The organism is Veillonella magna (assembly GCF_959600285.1).
Taxonomy (GTDB): domain Bacteria; phylum Bacillota; class Negativicutes; order Veillonellales; family Veillonellaceae; genus Veillonella_A; species Veillonella_A magna.
Genome location: NZ_CAUGKU010000010.1, coordinates 74,970 through 94,740, shown reverse-complemented (window position 1 = coordinate 94,740; position 19,771 = coordinate 74,970). Strand labels below are relative to the sequence as shown.

Below are 19,771 nucleotides of genomic sequence, written 5' to 3'. Positions count from 1 at the left end.
GCTTGATTACAAGGGAAAGCGGCATTTCTTACCCACAGGGATGCCAGAAGAGCCACTATTTATCTTTTTAACTCTCGGAAAAAGGACGGTGGGGACCGTACTTTTTTCTTGCTTATTTTTTGCGCTTTCTTGCTAACCATTCGCTGTAGATAGTGACAGCGATGGCAATCATTAAAGAAAGAACTTCGTATGTGCTCATGGGATCACTACCTTTAGTGATGAACCCAACCTCGTCAGCTATCTCAATACAAGTATAACAGAGTAATCATTGATAGTCTTACCATTTTATAGATCGTGTGTTATACTATTAGCAGGTAGTGACAGCGATGGCAACAATGAGCGGGGCGAGCAAGGGCACCCAAATTACAGATGTAACTAGCTCAAAGAGAGATTAAAAAGGACGGTGGCAGCCGTCCTTTTTTCTTGCTTATTTTTTGCGCTTTCTTACTAACCATTCGCTGTAGGTAGCAACAGCGATGGCAATCATGAGAGAAGAGAAAATTTGACTCTCCCCTTATGGATAACGTATAATGAGTGTGTGAAAAGAGATAGCTGACGAGTGGATGCGTCGGGCTCATCTCTCGAAATTAAACATTAGGATTGATGAAAGGGCCCGACGTTCCTACAATGTTGGGTCTTTTATCATTTTAGGATAAAAGCCACAAGCATAGCAAAGGCAATCATTAAAGAAAGAACTTCGTATGTGCTCATGGGATCACCGCCTTTAGTGATGAACCCAACCTCGTCAGCTATCTTAATACAAGTATATCATATTTCGTACAAATAGCCTGAAAAACGAATTATATGTGTGAAAGAATTTTATAAAATGGTTAATGAAAAAACCGGAATACAATGATGATGTCCATCGTTGTGCTCCGGCTTTTTTACTGTGCATAAATTACTTTACCAGGTGATCCCCCGATAAATTTTCCCTAATAAAAAAGGATTTTTGTCATTGCACTTTGAATATATACAATATGTGATTTATGAAATTTGACGTTATTTCGATACTTCCTTTGCTAGAATGAAACCAAATGTAGCCAAATAGACATAAGGAGTGACAAGTATGAGCCAAGAACGTTTTGATACGATTGTGGTAGGCGGCGGTATGGCCGGTGCCTCGGCAGCCTATCGTTTGGCCAAGGCCGGCATTCGTGTGCTGCTCGTTGAACGCGGCAATTATGCAGGGGCCAAGAACGTAACCGGCGGACGCATTTACACGCATTCGCTGGAGCAGCTTATCCCTGATTTTAGAAAGCGAGCCCCCTTGGAACGAAAAGTAACGCAGGAGCGCATTTCTATTTTAGAAGGCGGTAAGTCGACAACCATAGAATATAACGGCGCCGCAGAGCATTCCGATGAAGAGTCCTATGTGGTACTGCGCAGCGTGTTTGATAAGTGGCTGGCGGATGAAGCGGCTAGCGCCGGTGCGATGGTGGTCAACCGCATTCAGGTGGACAGATTGCTTATGCAGGGTGATCGCGTAGTAGGCGTGCGTTGCGGTAATGATGAAGCCTATGCCAATGTAGTGATTCTGGCAGACGGCGTTAACTCGTTGTTGGCAGAGCGCGCCGGTTTGCGTGCGCCCCTACGCCCGGCAGAGGTAGCGGTCAGTGCCAAAGAAGTATACACCTTTAACAAGGGGGTCATCGAGGAACGATTCGGGTTGGCCGCGGATGAAGGGGCCTCCTGGCTTTTCATGGGAGATATTACGCATGGCCTTATGGGCGGCGGCTTTTTATATACCAATAAAAACAGCGTGTCCATCGGCATTGTGGTCAGCTTGGAGCACATCGGCGAAGCGGATGCGACGATTGAAGATATGATGAATGAATTCATGGCGTATCCTACGGTGGCGCGCCTTCTTAAGGGGGGCAAGCTGGTGGAACGCAGCGGTCATATGGTGCCGGAAGCCGGGTACCAAGCGGTATCTACTCTCAGCGGTGACGGGTTTATCATCGTCGGAGATGCCGCCGGTTTCTGTGTGAACATGGGCTACACCGTACGGGGTATGGACTTTGCCATCGCGTCCGGCATGTATGCGGCGGATGCGGTGATTAAGGCGCATAAGCTAGGCGATTTTTCCGCCGGTGCCATGCGCTATTACGATCTCAAGGTGGAGGACAGCTTCATCGGCAAGGATTTGAAACAATATCGCCGCTTGCCGGACTTCCTCAACAATCCGCGTATTTTTACGGCCTACCCGGCCATGGTCAACGGCATTATGCAGGATGTCTTTACGGTGAACGGTAAAGGGGCATCGCCGTTGGTGCCTAAGCTGTTAAAACGCGTGAACAAGGCCGGCTTGGTGGGCCTTGCCATGGATGCGCTGAAAGGAGGTCGTGCCCTATGAAATTGGAAGAAAAGTTAGGCGTCAATAAATATTATGTCAACGAAGGTCATCCGCATATTGAAATCATCCACGACTATCCGGACATGGCAGAAAAGATGAAGCTCGTCAATGCTTGCCCCGCCGGTTTGTATACCTTGCAGGACGATGGCACGCTGGCCTTTGATTATGCAGGCTGTGTGGAATGCGGTACGTGTCGCGTACTTTGCGGCAATACGATTATAAAAAAATGGGAATACCCGGATGATACGAAGGGCATTGAGTTTCGTCAAGGCTAACGGAGGACCGAAGTATGGAGTTATTGGTTTGCATTAAACAAGTACCGGATACATCGGAAATCAAACTGGATCCGGAAACAAATACATTGATTCGCACGGGGCTGCCCAGTATTGTGAACCCCTTTGATTTGAATGCGCTGGAAGCGGCATTGGAGGTAAAGGATGCCAATCCGGGGGCGCGCATTACGGTGATTACCATGGGACCGCCGCAGGCGCAGATTGCTTTGCGCGAGTGCTTGTCTATGGGGGCCGATGAAGCCTATTTGATTACGGACCGTGCCTTTGCGGGAGCGGATACGCTGGCCACCAGTTATACCATTGCTTGTGCGATAAAAAAATTACAACAGGATCAAGGGCATCCGTTCGATATTATTTTCTGCGGCAAGCAGGCGATCGACGGGGATACGGCACAGGTGGGCCCGCAGATTGCGGAAGAGCTGGGCATTCCGCAAGTGACCTATGTGTGCGGTATCGAGGTAACCGGCGATACGGTGAAAACGAAGCGTGAACATGAAGCGGGCTTTGAGGTGTTAGAAACGACCATGCCTTTGTTGGTGACGGCGGTGAAGTCCTTGAACATTCCGCGGTATCCGCAGCTCATCTATTCCATTCGCGCCAATCGCTATGACATCGGCATGCTTACCGTTAAGGATCTTGATGTGGATCCGACGCGCCTGGGCTTACAAGGATCGCCGACGCGGGTGCGCAAGGTATACCAACCGCCGCTTCGCGCCGCCGGTACCGTATGGCAGGAGCCGCCGCAGGAAGCGGTAGGTAAGCTTATCGATGCATTGGTGGCTAAGGAAGTTCTTTAAGGCGAGGAGGAATCACGATGTTTGAAGAGTACAAAGGTGTGTATGTGATTGCCGACTGCTTTGAAGGGCAGGTACGCGGCGTCACCTACGAACTAATAGGACAGGCACGCTTGATTGCGGATCAGCTTGGGGAAAAGGTACATACATTGGTGTTGGGAGAGGCCGTGGCGACTACCGCCCCGAGTATGATTGCGCACGGCAGCGATGTGGTGCATGTGTTTGAGCATCCCTTGCTCGGGCGGTATACGACGGACGGCTACACGAAGGTAATTACCGATTTCTTTGCCGACCATAAACCGAATGTTATTCTTATCGGGGCGACCAATGACGGTCGCGATTTGGCGCCGCGCATTTCCGGGCGCATGAAGAACGGCGTTGTAGCAGACTGTACTATTTTAACGGTAGATACAAAGGATGGGTTGGTAGAATGGACGCGGCCGGCTTTGGGCGGTAATATTCTGGCGGAAATTATTTGTCCGGAGCATCGTCCGCAAATGGGTTCGGTGCGACCGAATGTATTTAAAAAGCCGGAGCCTGATGAAACAAGGCAAGGCGAGATTTGCAAGGAACCGGTACAGCTGGTGGACGGGGATATTCGCAATCGCTTTGTGGAAATGATTCATATCGACAAGGGCGATGTGAATATTGAAGACGCGGAGATTGTCGTTGCCGGCGGACGGGGCATGGGCAATCAGGCAAACTTTGCCAAATTGCAGGAGCTGGCCGATGTGCTGGGAGGCGTTGTCGGTGTAACAAGACCAATCGTGGAAAAGGGTTGGTTTGACCTTAGCCGCCAAATCGGGCAAACCGGTAAGACCATTGCGCCGAAGCTGTACTTGGCCTTTGGTATTTCCGGTGTCATTCAGCACACCGCAGGTATCACCGGCGCGGAGGTCATCGTGGCGGTCAACAATGATCCGGAGGCTCCGATTTTCAACGTGTGCGATTACGGTATCGTAGGCGATGCGTTGCAGGTGATTGACGAAATGATCAGGCAGTGTAAGCGAATTAAGGCGAACGGCGGCGATGCCGCTGCGGCACTTGTCCAAACGCAGCAAGTGCCATCGGCCGATGAAGCATAATTACATAGAAAAAGGGTAGGCGAACATCGTCTGCCCTTTTGTTGCGTGGTAGCTTGTCTGTCTTTCTATGAGCCTAGCATACTCCTATGGTATAATTAACATAAATATGTGTGATGTGGAGGTCTACAATGAAACGAATGGTATCTATGCTGACGCAGGAAGTCGTACCGGCTTTTGGGTGTACCGAGCCGATTGCTTTGGCTTTTACGGCGGCCAAGGCAGTGGAGGAGTTGGGTATATTTCCCGATGCACTGGTGGTGTCCTGCAGCGGTAATATTATAAAGAATGCAAAAAGCGTGGTCATTCCTAATTCCAAGGGTCGTCGAGGCATTTACTACAGCCTGATTCTAGGGGCACTGGTCGGCAATGCCCGGCGGGAACTGGAGGTATTGGAAGCGTTGACGCCGTCGGATATTGAAAAGGCGGATGAGCTGATGAACAGCGACTTTTGCAAGGTAACGTTGGCGGAAAACGTAGAGAATTTGTTTATTGATGTAACGGCGATAAAAGGCGATCATCGCACTCGCGTAGTCGTTCAAAATAAACATACGCATATTACGCATATCGAAAAGGACGGTGTTACCGTTTTCGATGAGCCGTTAGCAGCGGCGCAGGCTGCCGATGAGCTGTTGACCTTTGACGATTGCTACGCGTTTGCGGATACCGCCGATTTGTCGGAGGTACAGGAGCGCCTGTTACAGCAGTTTACCTATAACATGGCCATTGCCGAAGAGGGGATGACCCATGAGTACGGTGCGAACATAGGCAAGCTAATCATGGAAGAGGCGACCAGCTTGCGGGATAAAGCAAGGGCTTATGCAGCGGCCGGGTCCGATGCGCGCATGGGTGGTTGCAGTATGCCGGTTATGATTAACTGCGGCAGCGGTAATCAGGGGATTACGATTTCCGTGCCGATTTGGGTGTATGCGGAGGAACACAACATTCCTATGGAGCGGCGCATTAAAGCCTTGGCGTTGGCAAACCTGTTGGCCCTTTACATTAAGCAGGGCATCGGCCGACTCAGTGCGTATTGTGCCGTAGTCAGTGCCGCTTCCGCAGGGGCGGCCGGTGTGGCCTATCTCATGGGCGAGCCGAAAGCGGTGGTGGAAGCTACGTTGTCGAATGCGTTGGCCGGTACATCCGGCGTGGTATGCGATGGGGCCAAGCCGTCATGTGCCATGAAAATTGCCTTGTCCGTCGGCAATGCGCTGTTGGCATATAAAATGGCGCGCACCGATAATAACTTTAAGTCCGGCGAAGGCCTGGTGAAAGGCACGGTGGATCGCACGGTAGCCACCATCGGCGATGTAGCCAGAGTGGGCATGAAGGAAACGGACATCGTCATTTTAGAATCTATGCTGGAAAAATAAGGCTGAGACAGTAATTACTAAGAAATGAATTATTGAGAAAGCAATTACTAAGAAGTGAATTACTAAGAAGCGAATTGCTAAGAAGTGAATTACTAAGAGAGTAATTACTAAGAAGTGAATTGCTAAGAAAGTAATTACTGCGAAAGCAACTACTGAGAAATGAATTAAGGAGGGAACCATCATGGGAAGAAATGTATTTATTACGGGAGCTACTTCGGGTATTGGTCGTGAAACAGCCATCGCTTTTGCAAAGAACGGCGACAATTTGCTGCTTTGCGCCCGTCGCAAGGATAAACTGGACGAAATGAAGCAGGGTCTAGAAGATTTGTACAAGGTAGATGTTACCGTCTTTGAATTGGATGTGACGGATCGTGCGGCCGTAGCGGAAAAGGTACCGACGATGATTGAAGGCATCGATCATGTAGATATTCTGGTAAATAACGCCGGTTTGGCACAGGGGCTTGATGCCTTTGAAGACAGCTCCATCGACGACATGGAAACCATGATCGACACCAATGTGAAAGGTCTCCTTTACGTATCCCGCACCGTATTGCCGTACATGTTAAAACGCAATATCGGTCACATCATTAACCTTGGCTCTACTGCCGGTATTTATGCCTACGCCAAAGGCGCCGTATATTGTGCAACCAAGGCTGCCGTTAAAACCTTGAGTGATGGTATTCGCATCGATACCATTGAAAGCGACATTAAGGTGACTACGATTCAGCCGGGCATCGTGGAAACGCCGTTTAGCGAAGTGCGCTTCCATGGGGATAAAGAAAAAGCCGCCGCTGTCTATGCCGGTGTGGATGCGCTGCAGCCGGAGGACATTGCGGACATCATCCTCTTTGCCTCCAATCGCCCGCGCCGCGTGCAGATTTCCGACATTACCATCATGGCTAATCAGCAGGCTACGGGATTCATGATAGCAAAAAAATAATGTACTAAGAGCAGATACTTCTCCCTGCGGTCCGGTCTTGCGAAGGACCACTTCAGAGAAGTATCTGCTCTTTTTATTGAGAAGGGAAATTTTAAGAGGGGTAGCTTGGCGTCATGATTTGACGACAGAAGAAGAAATAGATATAATGAAAACAGAAAGAGATAGCTAAGCGTTGGTACCGTTTGGCTCATCTCGAAGAAATTAAACATAACTTGAGAGATGGCCTTGTCGTTTACGTTACGTCAGGGCTATTTTCTATTTAAGAAGAATAGCTATAAGCGTACCGAATCCAATCATTAATGATATGGCTTCGTAAACACTCATAGAATCACCGCCTCTTCGCGCTGAACCTAACGCCGCTTAACTATCTCGAATATATTATAGCGCAAATATGTACGGATGTCATTTGCTGGCGCAGGAGCTCTTCGCAAGACCGAGATCCCTAGCAGGCTATACCCTCTTCCCTAGTCACAGTAAAGTGTCCTATACGGCACAACCCGGTGCAAAAAAATTAAAAAGCCTATTGACAAGGACTTTTGTTTGTGGCACAATAACACCAACACAAAACAGAAGTTGCGATGAACAGGTTTAAAGAGCCGGTAAGGTTGCCTACAGAGAGCCGTCGGGTGGTGTGAGACGGTGGAACGATCGGTGTCGACAACTCGCCTGGGAGCATCGGCGGTGAAACAAAGTAACCGACGACGGTGGTGCCGTTATAACCATAGAGGACCAACTAGGGTGGTACCGTGTTATAGTATATAACGCCCCTTATGATGCAATGCATCGTAAGGGGCTTTTTTAATCGAATCAAAGAGGATGACATCCGGTTAACTGATTGTAGCAATGGATTACGTTGCGACCGGTAACTATGGGGTGCGCTGTAGCCAGCAGGCCATCGGCAACAATCGGTGGTAAGACGGCCGGTGTTCATGCGTATGGGTAGAGGCCATGTCCCTAATGATTTGAGAGAGAAGAGATTGCTATGACGCCCCTGGAACCGTGACGAGTGCGCGGATCCGGGGGCGTTTTTTGTTAAAAAGGAGAGACTATTATGAAAGACAAGGTAGCAGTGAAAGACGATGTAACGGTTGGTGTGGTGAGCCGGACTACCGGCCACACGACACAGAATGAAACGAGCAAAGATAAGGTGTATTTCTTCGATACTACGCTTCGCGACGGCGAACAGAGCCCGGGCGTATCCTTGCAGACGCCGGAAAAAATCGAAATTGCGCAAAGCTTGGCGCGCATGGGCGTAGATGTTATCGAAGCCGGGTTCCCGGCTGCTTCGCCGGGGGATTTTGAAGCGGTAGCCGCCATTGCCAATACGGTAAAGGGCTGCACCATTGCCGGGTTGGCCAGAGCCAACAAGGCCGACATTGAAAAAACGGCAGAAGCCTTGGCCGGAGCCGAACACAGCCGCCTACATGTATTCATCGCTACCAGCGATATTCATTTGGAATATAAATTGAAAAAGACGAGAGAAGAAGTTATCGAAACGGTAAAGGACTGCTTGGCATTTGCTGCCGGTAAATTCGATGAAATCGAGTTTTCCGCCGAAGATGCATCGCGCACCGATATGGATTATTTAAGCGAAGTTTTTTCCGCAGCCATCGAAGGGGGCGCAACCATATTGAACGTGCCGGACACGGTAGGCTATATGACGCCCATGGAATTTGCCGGAAAGATTCGCTACTTGAAAGAACATGTGCGAGGCATTGAAAAGGCCATCATCAGTGTGCATTGTCATGATGATCTGGGCATGGCCAACGCGAACACCTTGGCAGCCATCGAAGCCGGTGCCCGTCAGGTGGAATGTACGGTGAACGGTCTTGGCGAACGAGCCGGTAACGTCGGTATCGAAGAAGTGGTGATGGCATTGAAAACGCGCCGCGATATTTACGGCGTTGATGTAGACATTGATACGAAACAGTTTACCCGTGTCAGCCATTTGGTCAGTCGCCTTACCGGCATGGTGGTGCCACCTAACAAAGCGATTGTCGGTGCCAATGCGTTTGCCCACGAATCGGGCATTCATCAGCACGGTGTGCTGAGCAATCCGACGACCTATGAAATTATGACGCCGGAAAGCGTAGGCGCCGAAAAGAGTGCCATTGTTCTCGGTAAGCATTCCGGCAAGCACGCCTTTGTCGATCATCTGGTGCGCCTGGGCTTTACCGTGGATGACAGCAAGATTCCGGATTTGTTCACTAAGTTTAAATCCTTGGCGGATCGGAAAAAGCAAATTTTCGATGAAGATATTATCGCCTTGGTGATGGACATGATCGATCACGAAAAGGCCGTAGAGGTTGTGCATCATCATTACCATTCCGACGAACAAGGCTATGCCTATGCCGATGTGCGGCTGAAGACACCGGAAGGCATTCGCGAAGATGCTGCCGTCGGTGACGGTGCCGTTGATGCATCGCTAAAAGCAGCGGAACGAGCTCTTGGTAAACCGATCAGCTTGAAGGATTTTCAAGTGCGCGCCGTTACGTCCGGCAAGGATGCGTTGGGCGAGGTTATGCTCAAGGTAGAATACGAAGGCAAGCTGTATCACGGCAGGGCCATTCACACAGATATTATTACATCCAGCGTTAACGCATATGTGAACGCCATTAACAGTATATATTTCGCAAAGGCAATTACGACCGATGCGGAGGAGGCATAGATTATGGGAATGACAATAACGGAAAAAAATATGGCCCGCCATGCAGGGGTGGCCGAAGTGAAAGCGGGACAGATCGTGGAGTGCAAGGTGGATGCAATTCTGATGAATGACATCACCTTTCCGCCGGCGCTGAAAGAATTTAAGAAAATCGGGAAACCCGTGTTCGATAAGGAACGCATTTACTTGGTGCCGGACCACTTCACGCCGAATAAAGATATTAAGTCCGCAGAGCAGTCCAAGATCATGCGCGACTTTGTACGGGCCGAAGGGATTACGCATTACTTTGAAGTAGGTCGCATGGGGATTGAACATGTGCTGTTACCGGAAGAAGGCTTGGTGGCACCGGGGGATATGATCATCGGCGCAGATTCTCACACCTGTACGTACGGTGCGTTAGGGGCTTTCGCTACCGGCGTAGGCTCCACCGATGCCGGTGTTGCCATGGCGCGCGGCAAGACATGGTTCAAGGTACCGGAAACCATTAAGGTGGTGCTGGACGGTAAGCCGGGCAAATGGATTACCGGTAAAGATATCGTGCTGGAGCTTATCGGTCGCATCGGTGTTGACGGTGCGCGCTATAAAGCCATCGAGTATCATGGGACGGCGCTTCAATACATGTCTATGACGGATCGCTTGACCATTTGCAACATGGCCATCGAAGCCGGTGGTAAATGCGGCGTCTTCCCGTACGATGAAATCACTAAGGCGTATGTAACGGGACGAGTGAAACGGGATTTCACGCCGATTACGGCTGATCCCGATGCAGAGTACTGCGAAGAGGTTCACATTGATGTAAGCAAGCTGCAGCCGGTAGTGGCGTTCCCGCATTTGCCGTCCAACACGCATTACATTACGGATGTGAAGGAGCCTATCGCGATTGACCAAGTGGTCATCGGATCTTGTACGAACGGTCGCTTTGAGGATTTACAGGCAGCGGCATCTATTTTGAAGGACCGTAAGGTAGCCGACTTTGTGCGCTGCATTGTGGTGCCCGGCAGTCAAACCGTGTATGACGAAGCGATGAAAGCAGGCTTGATTGATATTTTCATCAAAGCAGGCTGCGCCGTATCCACACCAACCTGCGGACCGTGCCTGGGCGGTTACATGGGAATCATGGCCGCCGGTGAACGCACGGTATCGACGACGAATCGCAATTTCCGCGGACGCATGGGTCACGTAGACAGCGAAGTATATTTGGCAAGTCCCTATGTTGCGGCAGCCAGTGCAGTGATGGGACGCTTAGCCGGTCCCGAGGAGGTACAGTAAATGGATTGTAAAGGAACGATTTGGCGCTACGGCGACAATGTAGATACAGACGTAATTATTCCGGCACGCTATTTGGCGATTGCGGATATGAAAGAATTGGCGACACATGCCATGGAAGATATTGATACCACCTTTGCGGCGAATGTAAAGGAAGGGCAGATTATGGTTGCCGGTAAAAATTTCGGTTGTGGCTCCTCGCGCGAGCATGCACCGGCGGTGATTAAAGCCAGCGGCATCAGCTGCATCGTAGCGGACAGCTTTGCGCGTATCTTTTTCCGCAATGCCATCAACATCGGGTTGCCGGTGATTGAAATCGGCGAAGCCGTGGAACATATCAAGGCCAATCATGAAATCGGCGTAGATATGGGTCAAGGGATTGTATATAATTTGACGACCGGCGAAGAATATCAGGGAACGGCATTGCCGCCTTTTATTCAGGCCATTGCCAAAGCCGGTGGGCTTGTTAACTTTGCTAAGCAGCAGGACGATTAACAATTATATTTGGTCGCATTCTTCGAGGCGTTTTCGGTGGTAAATCAAATAAACCTATAAACCAAAACCCAAGGATGGACATTGTTTGTTCATCCGTCTATACAACAAAACCAATAAACCAAAAACCAAAACCAAAATGTATATGTTACGGTGTGACGGCATGTACCGTCACCATTGGCGAAAGCCGGTAACCAACCATACGGCAAACGCCGCGAAGATTGTAGATATAGGTAGCAATGTAGGATGGTACCATGCGATAGGGTGGCATGAATGTGTTGCCCACAGGTGTATTACAGATGCGCGATAGTATAGTAGCAAGGTAGTAGGGTAGCAGTTCACATAGGTGCCGCAGCTTTCATAAATAGCTGCGGATATATGTGTGTACAAAGACAGCTAATAGAGTAGGCATAGCGTCCTGTCATGGAAAGCAGGGGGCGCAGCCGAGTGATAGATAGCCTATGAGAGAGACGAGACAAGAGAAAGAGGGACGACGATGAGTAATGAAAAAGAGATAGTCATCATTGCCGGCGATGGGATCGGTGAAGAGATAACGGCCGCTGCCAGAGCCGTTACGGAGGCAGCCTTTCAAAAAGCCGGTGTGACGGCACATTGGATTGAAAAGAAAGCCGGCGGCGCAGCCATCGATGCATACGGTGAACCGTTGCCGCAGGATACCATAGAAGCCTGTCGCAAGGCAGATGCCGTTTTGTTAGGTGCCGTAGGCGGACCAAAGTGGGATGCGGTAGCACCGCATTTGCGACCGGAGCAAGCTATCTTGGGATTGCGTAAAGCGTTAGGTCTCTTTTGTAATTTACGGCCTGTAAAAATTTATAAGGCCTTAGAGGAGTATTCTCCGTTAAAAGCGGACTTGGTAGCAGATGTGGATTTCGTTATTGTTCGCGAGTTAACCGGCGGTATTTATTTTGGTGAACGCCAGGAAGCTACCGGTGAAGGGCCGGACGAAGTAGCGTGGGACAAGGAAACGTATCACCGCTATGAAATCGAACGCATTATGGATGTGGCGGTGGAAACGGCGAAGAAGCGGCGCGGCAAAATCGCCAGCGTAGATAAAGCCAATGTGTTGGCAGCGTCTCGCTTATGGCGACGCATTGCGGAAGAAAAAGCAAAGGCGCATCCGGAGATTGCGATGGATTATTTGTATGTAGACAATACGGCGATGCAGCTGGTGGTCAATCCCGGACAATTCGATGTCATCGTCACCTCGAATTTATTCGGCGATATTTTAAGTGATGAAGGGGCTGTTATTTCCGGCTCCATCGGTTTGTTGCCGTCGGCTTCCATGGGAGAAGGTACCGCATTGTACGAACCGATTCACGGATCGGCACCGGATATTGCGGGACAAGGCATTGCCAATCCGTTGGGGACGATCCTGTCGGCAGCGATGATGTGTCGTCATTCCTTGGGATTACCGGCGGTAGCCGATGCTATCGAAAAGGCGGTAGAGCAGACGTTAAACGATGGCTATCGCACCGGCGAGATTTATAAAGACGGTATGAAAAAAGTGGGGACGGCGGGCATGCGAGATGCGGTTATCGCCCGCCTCTAACCGGCTATAGCGACAATTATTATTTACAAGGATGAGCCTTTATTAAGTAAAAAGAGCCCGTCGTATCTTTCCCTTGAAGCCCTGCGTGGCTAAGGCGTTCTTCGGAAAAGATACGACGGGCTTTTGTTGTGTGTAAAGGTGACGAGTAAATAATAATTGAATATGCCATAGAGGTAGAGGCAGTAATAATCCGAGAAAAGGGTAGGGTGCCCTGCGTGGCTAAGGCGTTCTGCAGAAATAGGTCAGGCTGTTTTGTGTTATTGGATAAAGACCGGTTAGCGGGTGGCACTAATATAGTAAATAATATAGATGCAAACCATTTGACATATAACTATTTTTTATAATTATAAAAGTCGATATAATCATCTTTTGATTGACAGTGTTTTATTACATAACGTATTATGAATATGACATACGAATACGTGTAGAAGACATTAGGTGTCTTACGACTTAATAGGGAATTCGGTATAAGCCGAAGCGGTCCCGCCACTGTAAGCAAGAGCGAAGTTACAATGATGTCACTGCAACAGGAATTGTTGTGGGAAGACGTAATCAGCGATGACAGCAAGCCAGGAGAACTGCCTAATGAATAATCACCGATGAAGTACCTACGAGCGATGGGAATGGCGATTGTACATAATGATGATATACAGTAATATATAAGAAATAACAGCCGTCACAGTCAGTATTGTGTCATATGATGTAAGCAAAGAAGCTAAGGAATCAGCAAAGAAGCTGCCGCACCATTGAAGCAATGCGCTACTGTGACGTTTTTGTAAATGGATACAGTGTATTAGTATTGGCTATTAATGGTATATAGCTGCGTTATGTATAGAAAAAGGCGCATATAGAAGCGGTCGTTCGAATAAGGCGGCCGTTTTTGTTTATATGTCTAATCCTGCTGCTAAAGGGCGTATGTCGTATTGCGTTACGTTGAGTAACTGGCGAGTGGCGATAATCCGTACTGTTACATTGGGACTGTAGAAGAAAGTGGAAAGGAGCGAGATTTCAATGAGTAGGGATTTTGTATGGCGTACAGTGAGACGTACGTATCAAGGAAAGCTGAGGGCAGTGTACGAGAGAGAGGTGTATAAGCCATATGTTAGTCAGTATCGAAGACGTAAAGAACGAGGCTGGCGGCGGGTGTTTGGTGGTAAGCTCCGTTCTTTACAGGCTCGCGGTTTGCAGCTATACAAGGTGAAGGTATGACGAAGGCGATTAAGTATCTTTCCTATAAAGAGTTCTTAGTATTGACAGTTCCCTTTATGATTTCTACGGCAACGCAGCCGCTATTGGGGGCAGTCAATACCGCTATTATGGGACATTTATCCGATGCGGCTTATATTGCAGCCGTCGCTTTGGGCGTCATTTTATTTAACAGTATGTATTGGCTGTTTGGTTTTTTACGTGTAGCTACGACGGGGTTTTCGGCGCAAGCCTTAGGAAAAGGTGATCGCGAGGCAGTCAGTTTAGCTCTCTACCGCCCGGCTTTGTTAGCAGCCGGAATCAGTATCTTTTGCATTCTCATATACACAGTTCTTTTCCCTGCATATGCAACATTTATGAAGGCAGAAGGACGCGTACTCTTTTTTCTGAAACAGTATTGTGATGTTTTAATCTGGGGCGCTCCCTTTGTATTGGGAAATTATGTCATACTGGGGTGGCTGATGGGACAGATGTTAGTACGTCTTACCTTATGGATGCAAATATCTATGAATGTGCTCAATATGATCTTATCTTTTGTCTTCGTGTTCTATGGTGGATGGGGTGTGGCCGGAGTTGCATGGGGCACGTTATTAGCACAGATGTATGGATTCGTGGTAGGCCTCTTTATATTAGCCTGTGTAAGAGAGCGATTGACGCGGTCGGCAGTCATTATACGCCGGGTGTTTCATGGCAAGGCATTGTTACAAATTATGAAGGTCAATGGCGATCTCATGATTCGTACGGTGTGTTTGTTAACGATTAATAATCTTTTTGCTAATACAGGAAGCGCTATGGGGACAACCATACTGGCGGCTAATGCGGTATTGCTGGAAATCATTTTTATTATGGCCTATTTTTTTGATGGTATTGCTAATGGTGTTAGCGTTTTTAGCGGTCGAGCTAAAGGAGAAGGTCACCCAGGATTATGGAAAGATACTATCCGTATTGGTCTGGGGTGTGCCGGAGTGATGGTAATGATGTGGGAGCTACTATTGGTATCGGGGGGACATGTATTGATTGAAGCGATGACAAATGTGGTGGCAGTGAAAATGGTGGCTATGGATTATCGTTGGGTACTGCAAGTGTATCCTATTTGTGCGGCTGTGGGGCTGGTACTGTATGGTATGTATACGGGTTGCGGAGAGACGGCATGGGTGCGCAATATGATGTTAATCGCTGTTATAGTCTTTTTTATGGGTGACTGGCAGTTAACAAAATACTGGGGAAATACAGGGCTGTGGATTACGTATGCGGGGACATATTTCTTAGAGTCTGTATTGTTGGTTATCTTTTTGCGGTATATACACATCTTTCCTCAACGGGATGGGGAGTATGATCGGAGCGGCTAATTATATGGTAAGGTTGGTTTTGAACACGAGGAATGGAGGAAGGTTGATAGAACACATGGTAGTTAGGATAGGAAAACGACTAGTACAGCTGTTAATTACATTATTGGGAGTAACATTTATTACGTTTTCGCTGACTTATATGGCTCCGGGGGACCCGGTAGCGATGTTATTAGAAACAGGCGATACGATTATTTCGCAAGACGTAGTAGAACAGACACGACATGAATTGGGGTTGGATAGACCGTTTCTTGTGCAATACGGATCATGGCTTGGTCATGCGCTTACCGGTGATTTGGGAATGTCGTATTCGGCTAAAAAACCGGTAGTCGATAAGATGGCAGAAGCGTTTCCGGGAACATTGCTATTGGCTACAACGAGTATTGTGTTGATGCTGCTCATAGCAATCCCCGCAGGGGTAATGGCGGCGGTGTATCGCAATCGTTGGCTCGATTATATATTGCGAGCGGTGTCGTTCATAGGGATTTCTATGCCTACCTTTTGGTTGGGTCTCGTATTGTTATATGTTTTTGGTTATAAATTGGGGATGGCACCCATTGCGACGGCAACGGTGTCACTTGCTAATGTCATGTTACCGGCTATTACTATGGCGTTTACGATGGCGGCCAAATATATGCGGCAGGTGCGCTTAGTTGTGTTGGAGGAAATGAACAAGGAGTATGTTATTGGTGCCCGTGCACGAGGGATGACAGAACGAGCTATTTTATGGCGTCATATATTTCCCAATGCGTGTTTGCCTTTGATCACCATTTTAGGGCTCAGTTTTGGTTGGCTCCTTGGCGGTGTTGCCGTTGTCGAAATGGTATTCGCATGGCCCGGCCTTGGTAAGATGGCGGTACAGGCGATTACCATGCGTGACTATCCCTTATTACAAGGATTTGTTCTTTGGGCGGCATTAGCCTATATGAGTATTAATATGCTGATTGATGTGTCCTACTCTTTGCTGGATCCACGTTTGCGTAAGGGAGGACATAGCTAATGAATGAAAAGAAACGATATTTTATAACATATTCTGTTTTGTTAGGCGTGATGATTTTAATTGCTCTCATCGGACCATTATGTATGTCAACCGATATATACACGTCCGATTTGGGACGTGCTCTACAGGCCCCCAGTGCGGATCATTGGTTTGGTACGGACAAATTAGGGAGAGATGTATTTGCTCGTATTATACATGGTATGCAGTTGTCGTTGGGAATGTCCTTTTCCATTGTTAGCTTGATGGCTATGACGGGAACACTGGTCGGTGTGGTAGCCGGATTTTACGGCGGTAAGGTAGAAATGGTGTTGATGCGGCTTTGTGATATTATGATTTCTTTTCCGGGAATTATCTTGGCCATTGCCATTGCCGGAGTTATGGGCGGTAGCATAGGAAATGCTATTTTAGCACTTACCTTGGTAGGCTGGGCTAAATATGCTCGGATTGTCCGTAGCTTGGTATTGAAAGTGCGCGGCGAGGATTATGTCACCGCGGCACGGCTCAGTGGTGCCAGTCCGTTCGTCATTATGCGTCGACATATCTTGCCAAACACATTGCCTTTGGTATTTGTTACGGCCGGTATGGACTTAGGGACAATGATACTCGAAGTGGCCGGACTTTCTTTTCTGGGGTTCGGCGCGCAGCCGCCGACACCGGAGTGGGGACGTATGCTCAACGAGGGTCGCCAATATTTGCAGATGGCACCGTGGTTAATGGTATTTCCGGGGGTAGCTATTTTGTTGGTAGTCACTGTTTTTAATTTATGGAGCGATAGCTTGCGGGATATATTAGATCCGAAGCAACTATAACAAGGATTGTAGGTAGGCATTTGGTACATAGAGGTAGTGAGTAGGAGGTAGTATATATGATGAAATATGGTATGTATAGAATGATAGGCAAGAAAAAGACATTACGCCGTTGGGTAGTAGGAGGCTTAGCCGCTCTTGCTTGTGTAGGCATGTTAGCCGGTTGCGGCGGTAGCAGGAGTGGTAACCCGGATGTATTGAAGGTAGGGGTGACCAACTTTGCAGATACTCTTGAGCCAACGGAGAATTACTTTGCTTGGGTAGTTATGCGTTATGGTATTGGTGAAGCATTAGCAAAGTTCGACAAAGAAATGAAGCCTGTACCTTGGTTGGCTAAGGAATGGTCGGTCAGCAAAGATCATATGACTTGGACATTTATTATTGATGAGAAAGCTACATTTTCGAATGGCAAGCCGGTAACGGCAGAAGCGGTGAAAGCTTCTATTGAACGGGTATTTGCCAAAAGTAATCGTGCTAACACATTTTTTACGTATGATACTATACAGGCCGATGGACAGACATTGACGATTCATACGACGACACCGGTGCCCAATATGCCGGGTTTGTTAGCGGATCCTCTGTTCCTCATCGTTGATGTACAGGCAGAAAAGGACGGTCGCAATTTTGCCAAAGAGGGCCCGATTGCGACAGGTCCTTATAGGGTGGTATCTTTCAGCCGCGATAAGGCCGTAGTAGAGGCAAACCCGAATTATTGGCAAGGTAAGGTACCTTTTAAGACGATAGAAATTCCATCCATTGATGATCCGAATACAAGGGCCATGGCCTTGCAATCCGGTGAGGTAGATATGGCAGTGAATATCGGACCCGGTGAATTGCCGATGTTTAAAGAAAATTCGGCATATAAAGTACATGAAATTGATTCGTTGCGTGTAGTGGTAGCCAGACTTAATCAACGGGGTATCTTTAAAGATCCTAATGTACGTGCAGCACTGATCAGTGCAACGGATCGCAAGAGTTATGCAGATGTATTATTAAAGGGAACGTTTAGCCCGGGGAAAGCTCCGATTCCGCCATCGCTTGACTTTGGCTTCAATGAGTTAACAGATCCTAACAGCTATAATCCGGAACGAGCAAAGCAACTGTTGGCTGAAGCAGGCTGGAAGGATACTGATGGGGACGGCATCTTAGATAAGAATGGAAAACCGCTTCATGCAGATTTTGTTATTTATAACAGCCGGGCAGAGCTTCCTATTTTTGCAGAAGGGGTACAGGCCGATGCGCGTAAGGTGGGGATGGATATTTCCATTAAAACCGTAGATTATAATCTGATTGATAAGATAGGTATTGATGGGGACTATGATTTGCTTATTTCCAATATTGTTACGGCTAACACCGGCGACCCACAGATGTTTCTTAAATGGTATTGGGGTACGAATATAAACGGTAGCAATCCACAGAATGGTTCCGGTTACAGTAACCCCACCTATGACGCTAAATTGGCTGAAATGGCAGCGTCGTTTGATCCGGCTAAGCGCCGCCGATTAGCTATTGAATTGCAGCAAATTTTGCTTGATGATAGTGCGGCTCTTTTCCTGGGATATCCGAAGACAAACATTGTCAATGCGGGATACTTGGATAATGTAGAAATGTTTCCATCCGATTATTATTGGATTACCAGCGATATTGCATACCGTAAATAATGAGATATTGAAAGGGTATATAGAGAAGTGGGACGGAGATAGAAGCGATGAAAGTGGATACTGCAGTGATTAATGATAAGGGAACGCGAGAAGCGTTGGGGAAACAGGTGCTGCTTAGTGTCGAAGATATGGATATTACATATGGTAAAGGTGCAGCAGCTATTCGTGGTATATCCTTTACTATTAGGCCCGGTGAGGTGTTAGCTATTGTAGGCGAATCCGGTTCGGGTAAAACATCTATTATTCGTGCGTTACTGGGATGTATATCCGGTGATGGTCAGATTGCCAAGGGTACGATTACGTTTGATGGAACAGATATTACGGCGTTGACGAATGAAGAATGGCGTCGTTATCGAGGGCGTAGTATTTCGATGATCTTTCAAGACTCGGGTAATGCGTTGGATCAGATTATGCGCATTGGGAAGCAAATGGTGGAACATATATCTCGGCTTACAGGCAAAGATAAAGAAGCCGCCGAGGAAGAGGCGTGTACGTTGTTAGCGCGCGTAGCATTACCGTCGGATGTATTACATCGATATCCTTTTGAACTTAGCGGAGGGCAACGTCAACGACTGGGGATTGCTATGGCCATGACGGTAACACCAAAGCTGCTCTTAGCGGATGAACCTACTTCGGCATTAGATACGACGACACAAGCACAAATCGTGGAGGAGCTGTTGCGATTGGCAAAGGACAAGGGTACGGCAATTATTATCGTTACCCATAATATGGGCGTAGCAGTGCATATGGCTGATAAAATCATGGTTATGAAAGAAGGCCGAGTAGTTGATTATGATAGGAAGGATGTCATAGTAACGGAGCCTAAGTCAGAGTATACTAAGACGTTGTTAGCTGTTGTACCTTCCCTGTACGGTAAGCGCTATATTTGATAGATCCCCTATGAATGGAAAGGAGTGAATAGGA

At 48.0% G+C, this 19,771-nt stretch carries 18 protein-coding genes and 1 riboswitch; of the genes, 16 read left to right on the top strand and 2 right to left on the bottom strand.

What is annotated here, in order from left to right; all coding sequences use genetic code 11:
- Window positions 1-642: 642 nt before the first annotated feature.
- Window positions 643-711 carry a putative holin-like toxin gene (locus Q5873_RS09690; RefSeq protein WP_353885608.1) on the bottom strand — a complete coding sequence of 23 codons (69 nt, stop codon included), beginning with the start codon at window positions 709-711 and terminating at the stop codon, window positions 643-645.
- 355 nt (window positions 712-1,066) lie between these two features.
- On the opposite strand from Q5873_RS09690, the gene Q5873_RS07085 reads away from it, so the two are divergent.
- From Q5873_RS07085 to Q5873_RS07060, 6 genes are all read left to right on the top strand, one after another.
- Window positions 1,067-2,353: an FAD-dependent oxidoreductase gene (locus Q5873_RS07085; protein ID WP_303060098.1), complete on the top strand. Its 1,287-nt coding sequence runs from the start codon at window positions 1,067-1,069 to the stop codon at window positions 2,351-2,353.
- The gene (locus Q5873_RS07080) at window positions 2,350-2,628 is read left to right on the top strand and encodes a ferredoxin family protein (protein WP_205087696.1); all 279 of its coding nucleotides are present in this window, start codon (window positions 2,350-2,352) and stop codon (window positions 2,626-2,628) included. The genes Q5873_RS07085 and Q5873_RS07080 overlap by 4 nt, the downstream gene beginning before the upstream one ends.
- Before the next feature lie 14 nt (window positions 2,629-2,642).
- Window positions 2,643-3,443 carry an electron transfer flavoprotein subunit beta/FixA family protein gene (locus Q5873_RS07075; RefSeq protein WP_288191047.1) on the top strand — a complete coding sequence of 267 codons (801 nt, stop codon included), beginning with the start codon at window positions 2,643-2,645 and terminating at the stop codon, window positions 3,441-3,443.
- Window positions 3,444-3,460: 17 nt separating this feature from the next.
- Window positions 3,461-4,525, top strand: coding sequence for an electron transfer flavoprotein subunit alpha/FixB family protein (locus Q5873_RS07070; RefSeq protein WP_303060095.1), 1,065 nt, complete (start codon window positions 3,461-3,463; stop codon window positions 4,523-4,525).
- Between the two features lie 128 nt (window positions 4,526-4,653).
- Complete coding sequence (locus Q5873_RS07065; RefSeq protein ID WP_303060093.1) at window positions 4,654-5,895, top strand: L-cysteine desulfidase family protein; 1,242 nt, start codon at window positions 4,654-4,656, stop codon at window positions 5,893-5,895.
- A 181-nt stretch (window positions 5,896-6,076) separates the two neighbouring features.
- Window positions 6,077-6,835, top strand: a complete 759-nt coding sequence (locus Q5873_RS07060; protein ID WP_303060091.1) for an SDR family NAD(P)-dependent oxidoreductase — start codon at window positions 6,077-6,079, stop codon at window positions 6,833-6,835.
- A 255-nt stretch (window positions 6,836-7,090) separates the two neighbouring features.
- Here the strand turns inward: Q5873_RS07060 and Q5873_RS09685 are convergent, their stop codons facing one another.
- The gene (locus Q5873_RS09685; protein ID WP_353934431.1) at window positions 7,091-7,159 is read right to left on the bottom strand and encodes a putative holin-like toxin; all 69 of its coding nucleotides are present in this window, start codon (window positions 7,157-7,159) and stop codon (window positions 7,091-7,093) included.
- A gap of 727 nt (window positions 7,160-7,886) precedes the next feature.
- On the opposite strand from Q5873_RS09685, the gene Q5873_RS07055 reads away from it, so the two are divergent.
- The 10 genes from Q5873_RS07055 to Q5873_RS07010 all read left to right on the top strand — a co-directional run bounded on the left by Q5873_RS07055 (window position 7,887) and on the right by Q5873_RS07010 (window position 19,737).
- Window positions 7,887-9,503 carry a 2-isopropylmalate synthase gene (locus Q5873_RS07055; protein ID WP_303060089.1) on the top strand — a complete coding sequence of 539 codons (1,617 nt, stop codon included), beginning with the start codon at window positions 7,887-7,889 and terminating at the stop codon, window positions 9,501-9,503.
- A gap of 3 nt (window positions 9,504-9,506) precedes the next feature.
- Window positions 9,507-10,769, top strand: a complete 1,263-nt coding sequence (gene leuC, locus Q5873_RS07050) for a 3-isopropylmalate dehydratase large subunit (protein ID WP_303060088.1) — start codon at window positions 9,507-9,509, stop codon at window positions 10,767-10,769.
- Window positions 10,770-11,261 carry a 3-isopropylmalate dehydratase small subunit gene (locus Q5873_RS07045; RefSeq protein WP_303060087.1) on the top strand — a complete coding sequence of 164 codons (492 nt, stop codon included), beginning with the start codon at window positions 10,770-10,772 and terminating at the stop codon, window positions 11,259-11,261.
- Window positions 11,262-11,754: 493 nt separating this feature from the next.
- Window positions 11,755-12,828 carry a 3-isopropylmalate dehydrogenase gene (gene leuB / locus Q5873_RS07040; RefSeq protein ID WP_205087690.1) on the top strand — a complete coding sequence of 358 codons (1,074 nt, stop codon included), beginning with the start codon at window positions 11,755-11,757 and terminating at the stop codon, window positions 12,826-12,828.
- 419 nt (window positions 12,829-13,247) lie between these two features.
- A riboswitch (cobalamin riboswitch) is annotated at window positions 13,248-13,428 on the top strand.
- Between the two features lie 411 nt (window positions 13,429-13,839).
- The gene (locus tag Q5873_RS07035) at window positions 13,840-14,037 is read left to right on the top strand and encodes a hypothetical protein (RefSeq protein ID WP_288301930.1); all 198 of its coding nucleotides are present in this window, start codon (window positions 13,840-13,842) and stop codon (window positions 14,035-14,037) included.
- On the top strand, window positions 14,034-15,383 hold the full coding sequence (locus Q5873_RS07030) for an MATE family efflux transporter (RefSeq protein ID WP_303060085.1): 1,350 nt from the start codon (window positions 14,034-14,036) through the stop codon (window positions 15,381-15,383). The genes Q5873_RS07035 and Q5873_RS07030 overlap by 4 nt, the downstream gene beginning before the upstream one ends.
- Window positions 15,384-15,438: 55 nt before the next feature.
- Window positions 15,439-16,380: a nickel ABC transporter permease gene (nikB, locus tag Q5873_RS07025; RefSeq protein ID WP_303060084.1), complete on the top strand. Its 942-nt coding sequence runs from the start codon at window positions 15,439-15,441 to the stop codon at window positions 16,378-16,380.
- Complete coding sequence (gene nikC, locus Q5873_RS07020) at window positions 16,380-17,189, top strand: nickel transporter permease (protein ID WP_303060082.1); 810 nt, start codon at window positions 16,380-16,382, stop codon at window positions 17,187-17,189. The genes nikB and nikC overlap by 1 nt, the downstream gene beginning before the upstream one ends.
- Before the next feature lie 149 nt (window positions 17,190-17,338).
- The gene (locus Q5873_RS07015; protein WP_438364096.1) at window positions 17,339-18,847 is read left to right on the top strand and encodes an ABC transporter substrate-binding protein; all 1,509 of its coding nucleotides are present in this window, start codon (window positions 17,339-17,341) and stop codon (window positions 18,845-18,847) included.
- A 47-nt stretch (window positions 18,848-18,894) separates the two neighbouring features.
- Complete coding sequence (locus Q5873_RS07010; RefSeq protein WP_303060078.1) at window positions 18,895-19,737, top strand: ABC transporter ATP-binding protein; 843 nt, start codon at window positions 18,895-18,897, stop codon at window positions 19,735-19,737.
- Window positions 19,738-19,771: the final 34 nt, after the last annotated feature.

Coding starts and splice junctions, on each gene's coding strand:
- Q5873_RS07085 (WP_303060098.1), top strand. CDS start 1,067: ATGAGCCAAGAACGTTTTGATACGATTGTGGTAGGCGGCGGTATGGCC.
- Q5873_RS07080 (WP_205087696.1), top strand. CDS start 2,350: ATGAAATTGGAAGAAAAGTTAGGCGTCAATAAATATTATGTCAACGAA.
- Q5873_RS07075 (WP_288191047.1), top strand. CDS start 2,643: ATGGAGTTATTGGTTTGCATTAAACAAGTACCGGATACATCGGAAATC.
- Q5873_RS07070 (WP_303060095.1), top strand. CDS start 3,461: ATGTTTGAAGAGTACAAAGGTGTGTATGTGATTGCCGACTGCTTTGAA.
- Q5873_RS07065 (WP_303060093.1), top strand. CDS start 4,654: ATGAAACGAATGGTATCTATGCTGACGCAGGAAGTCGTACCGGCTTTT.
- Q5873_RS07060 (WP_303060091.1), top strand. CDS start 6,077: ATGGGAAGAAATGTATTTATTACGGGAGCTACTTCGGGTATTGGTCGT.
- Q5873_RS07055 (WP_303060089.1), top strand. CDS start 7,887: ATGAAAGACAAGGTAGCAGTGAAAGACGATGTAACGGTTGGTGTGGTG.
- leuC (WP_303060088.1), top strand. CDS start 9,507: ATGGGAATGACAATAACGGAAAAAAATATGGCCCGCCATGCAGGGGTG.
- Q5873_RS07045 (WP_303060087.1), top strand. CDS start 10,770: ATGGATTGTAAAGGAACGATTTGGCGCTACGGCGACAATGTAGATACA.
- leuB (WP_205087690.1), top strand. CDS start 11,755: ATGAGTAATGAAAAAGAGATAGTCATCATTGCCGGCGATGGGATCGGT.
- Q5873_RS07035 (WP_288301930.1), top strand. CDS start 13,840: ATGAGTAGGGATTTTGTATGGCGTACAGTGAGACGTACGTATCAAGGA.
- Q5873_RS07030 (WP_303060085.1), top strand. CDS start 14,034: ATGACGAAGGCGATTAAGTATCTTTCCTATAAAGAGTTCTTAGTATTG.
- nikB (WP_303060084.1), top strand. CDS start 15,439: ATGGTAGTTAGGATAGGAAAACGACTAGTACAGCTGTTAATTACATTA.
- nikC (WP_303060082.1), top strand. CDS start 16,380: ATGAATGAAAAGAAACGATATTTTATAACATATTCTGTTTTGTTAGGC.
- Q5873_RS07015 (WP_438364096.1), top strand. CDS start 17,339: ATGTTAGCCGGTTGCGGCGGTAGCAGGAGTGGTAACCCGGATGTATTG.
- Q5873_RS07010 (WP_303060078.1), top strand. CDS start 18,895: ATGAAAGTGGATACTGCAGTGATTAATGATAAGGGAACGCGAGAAGCG.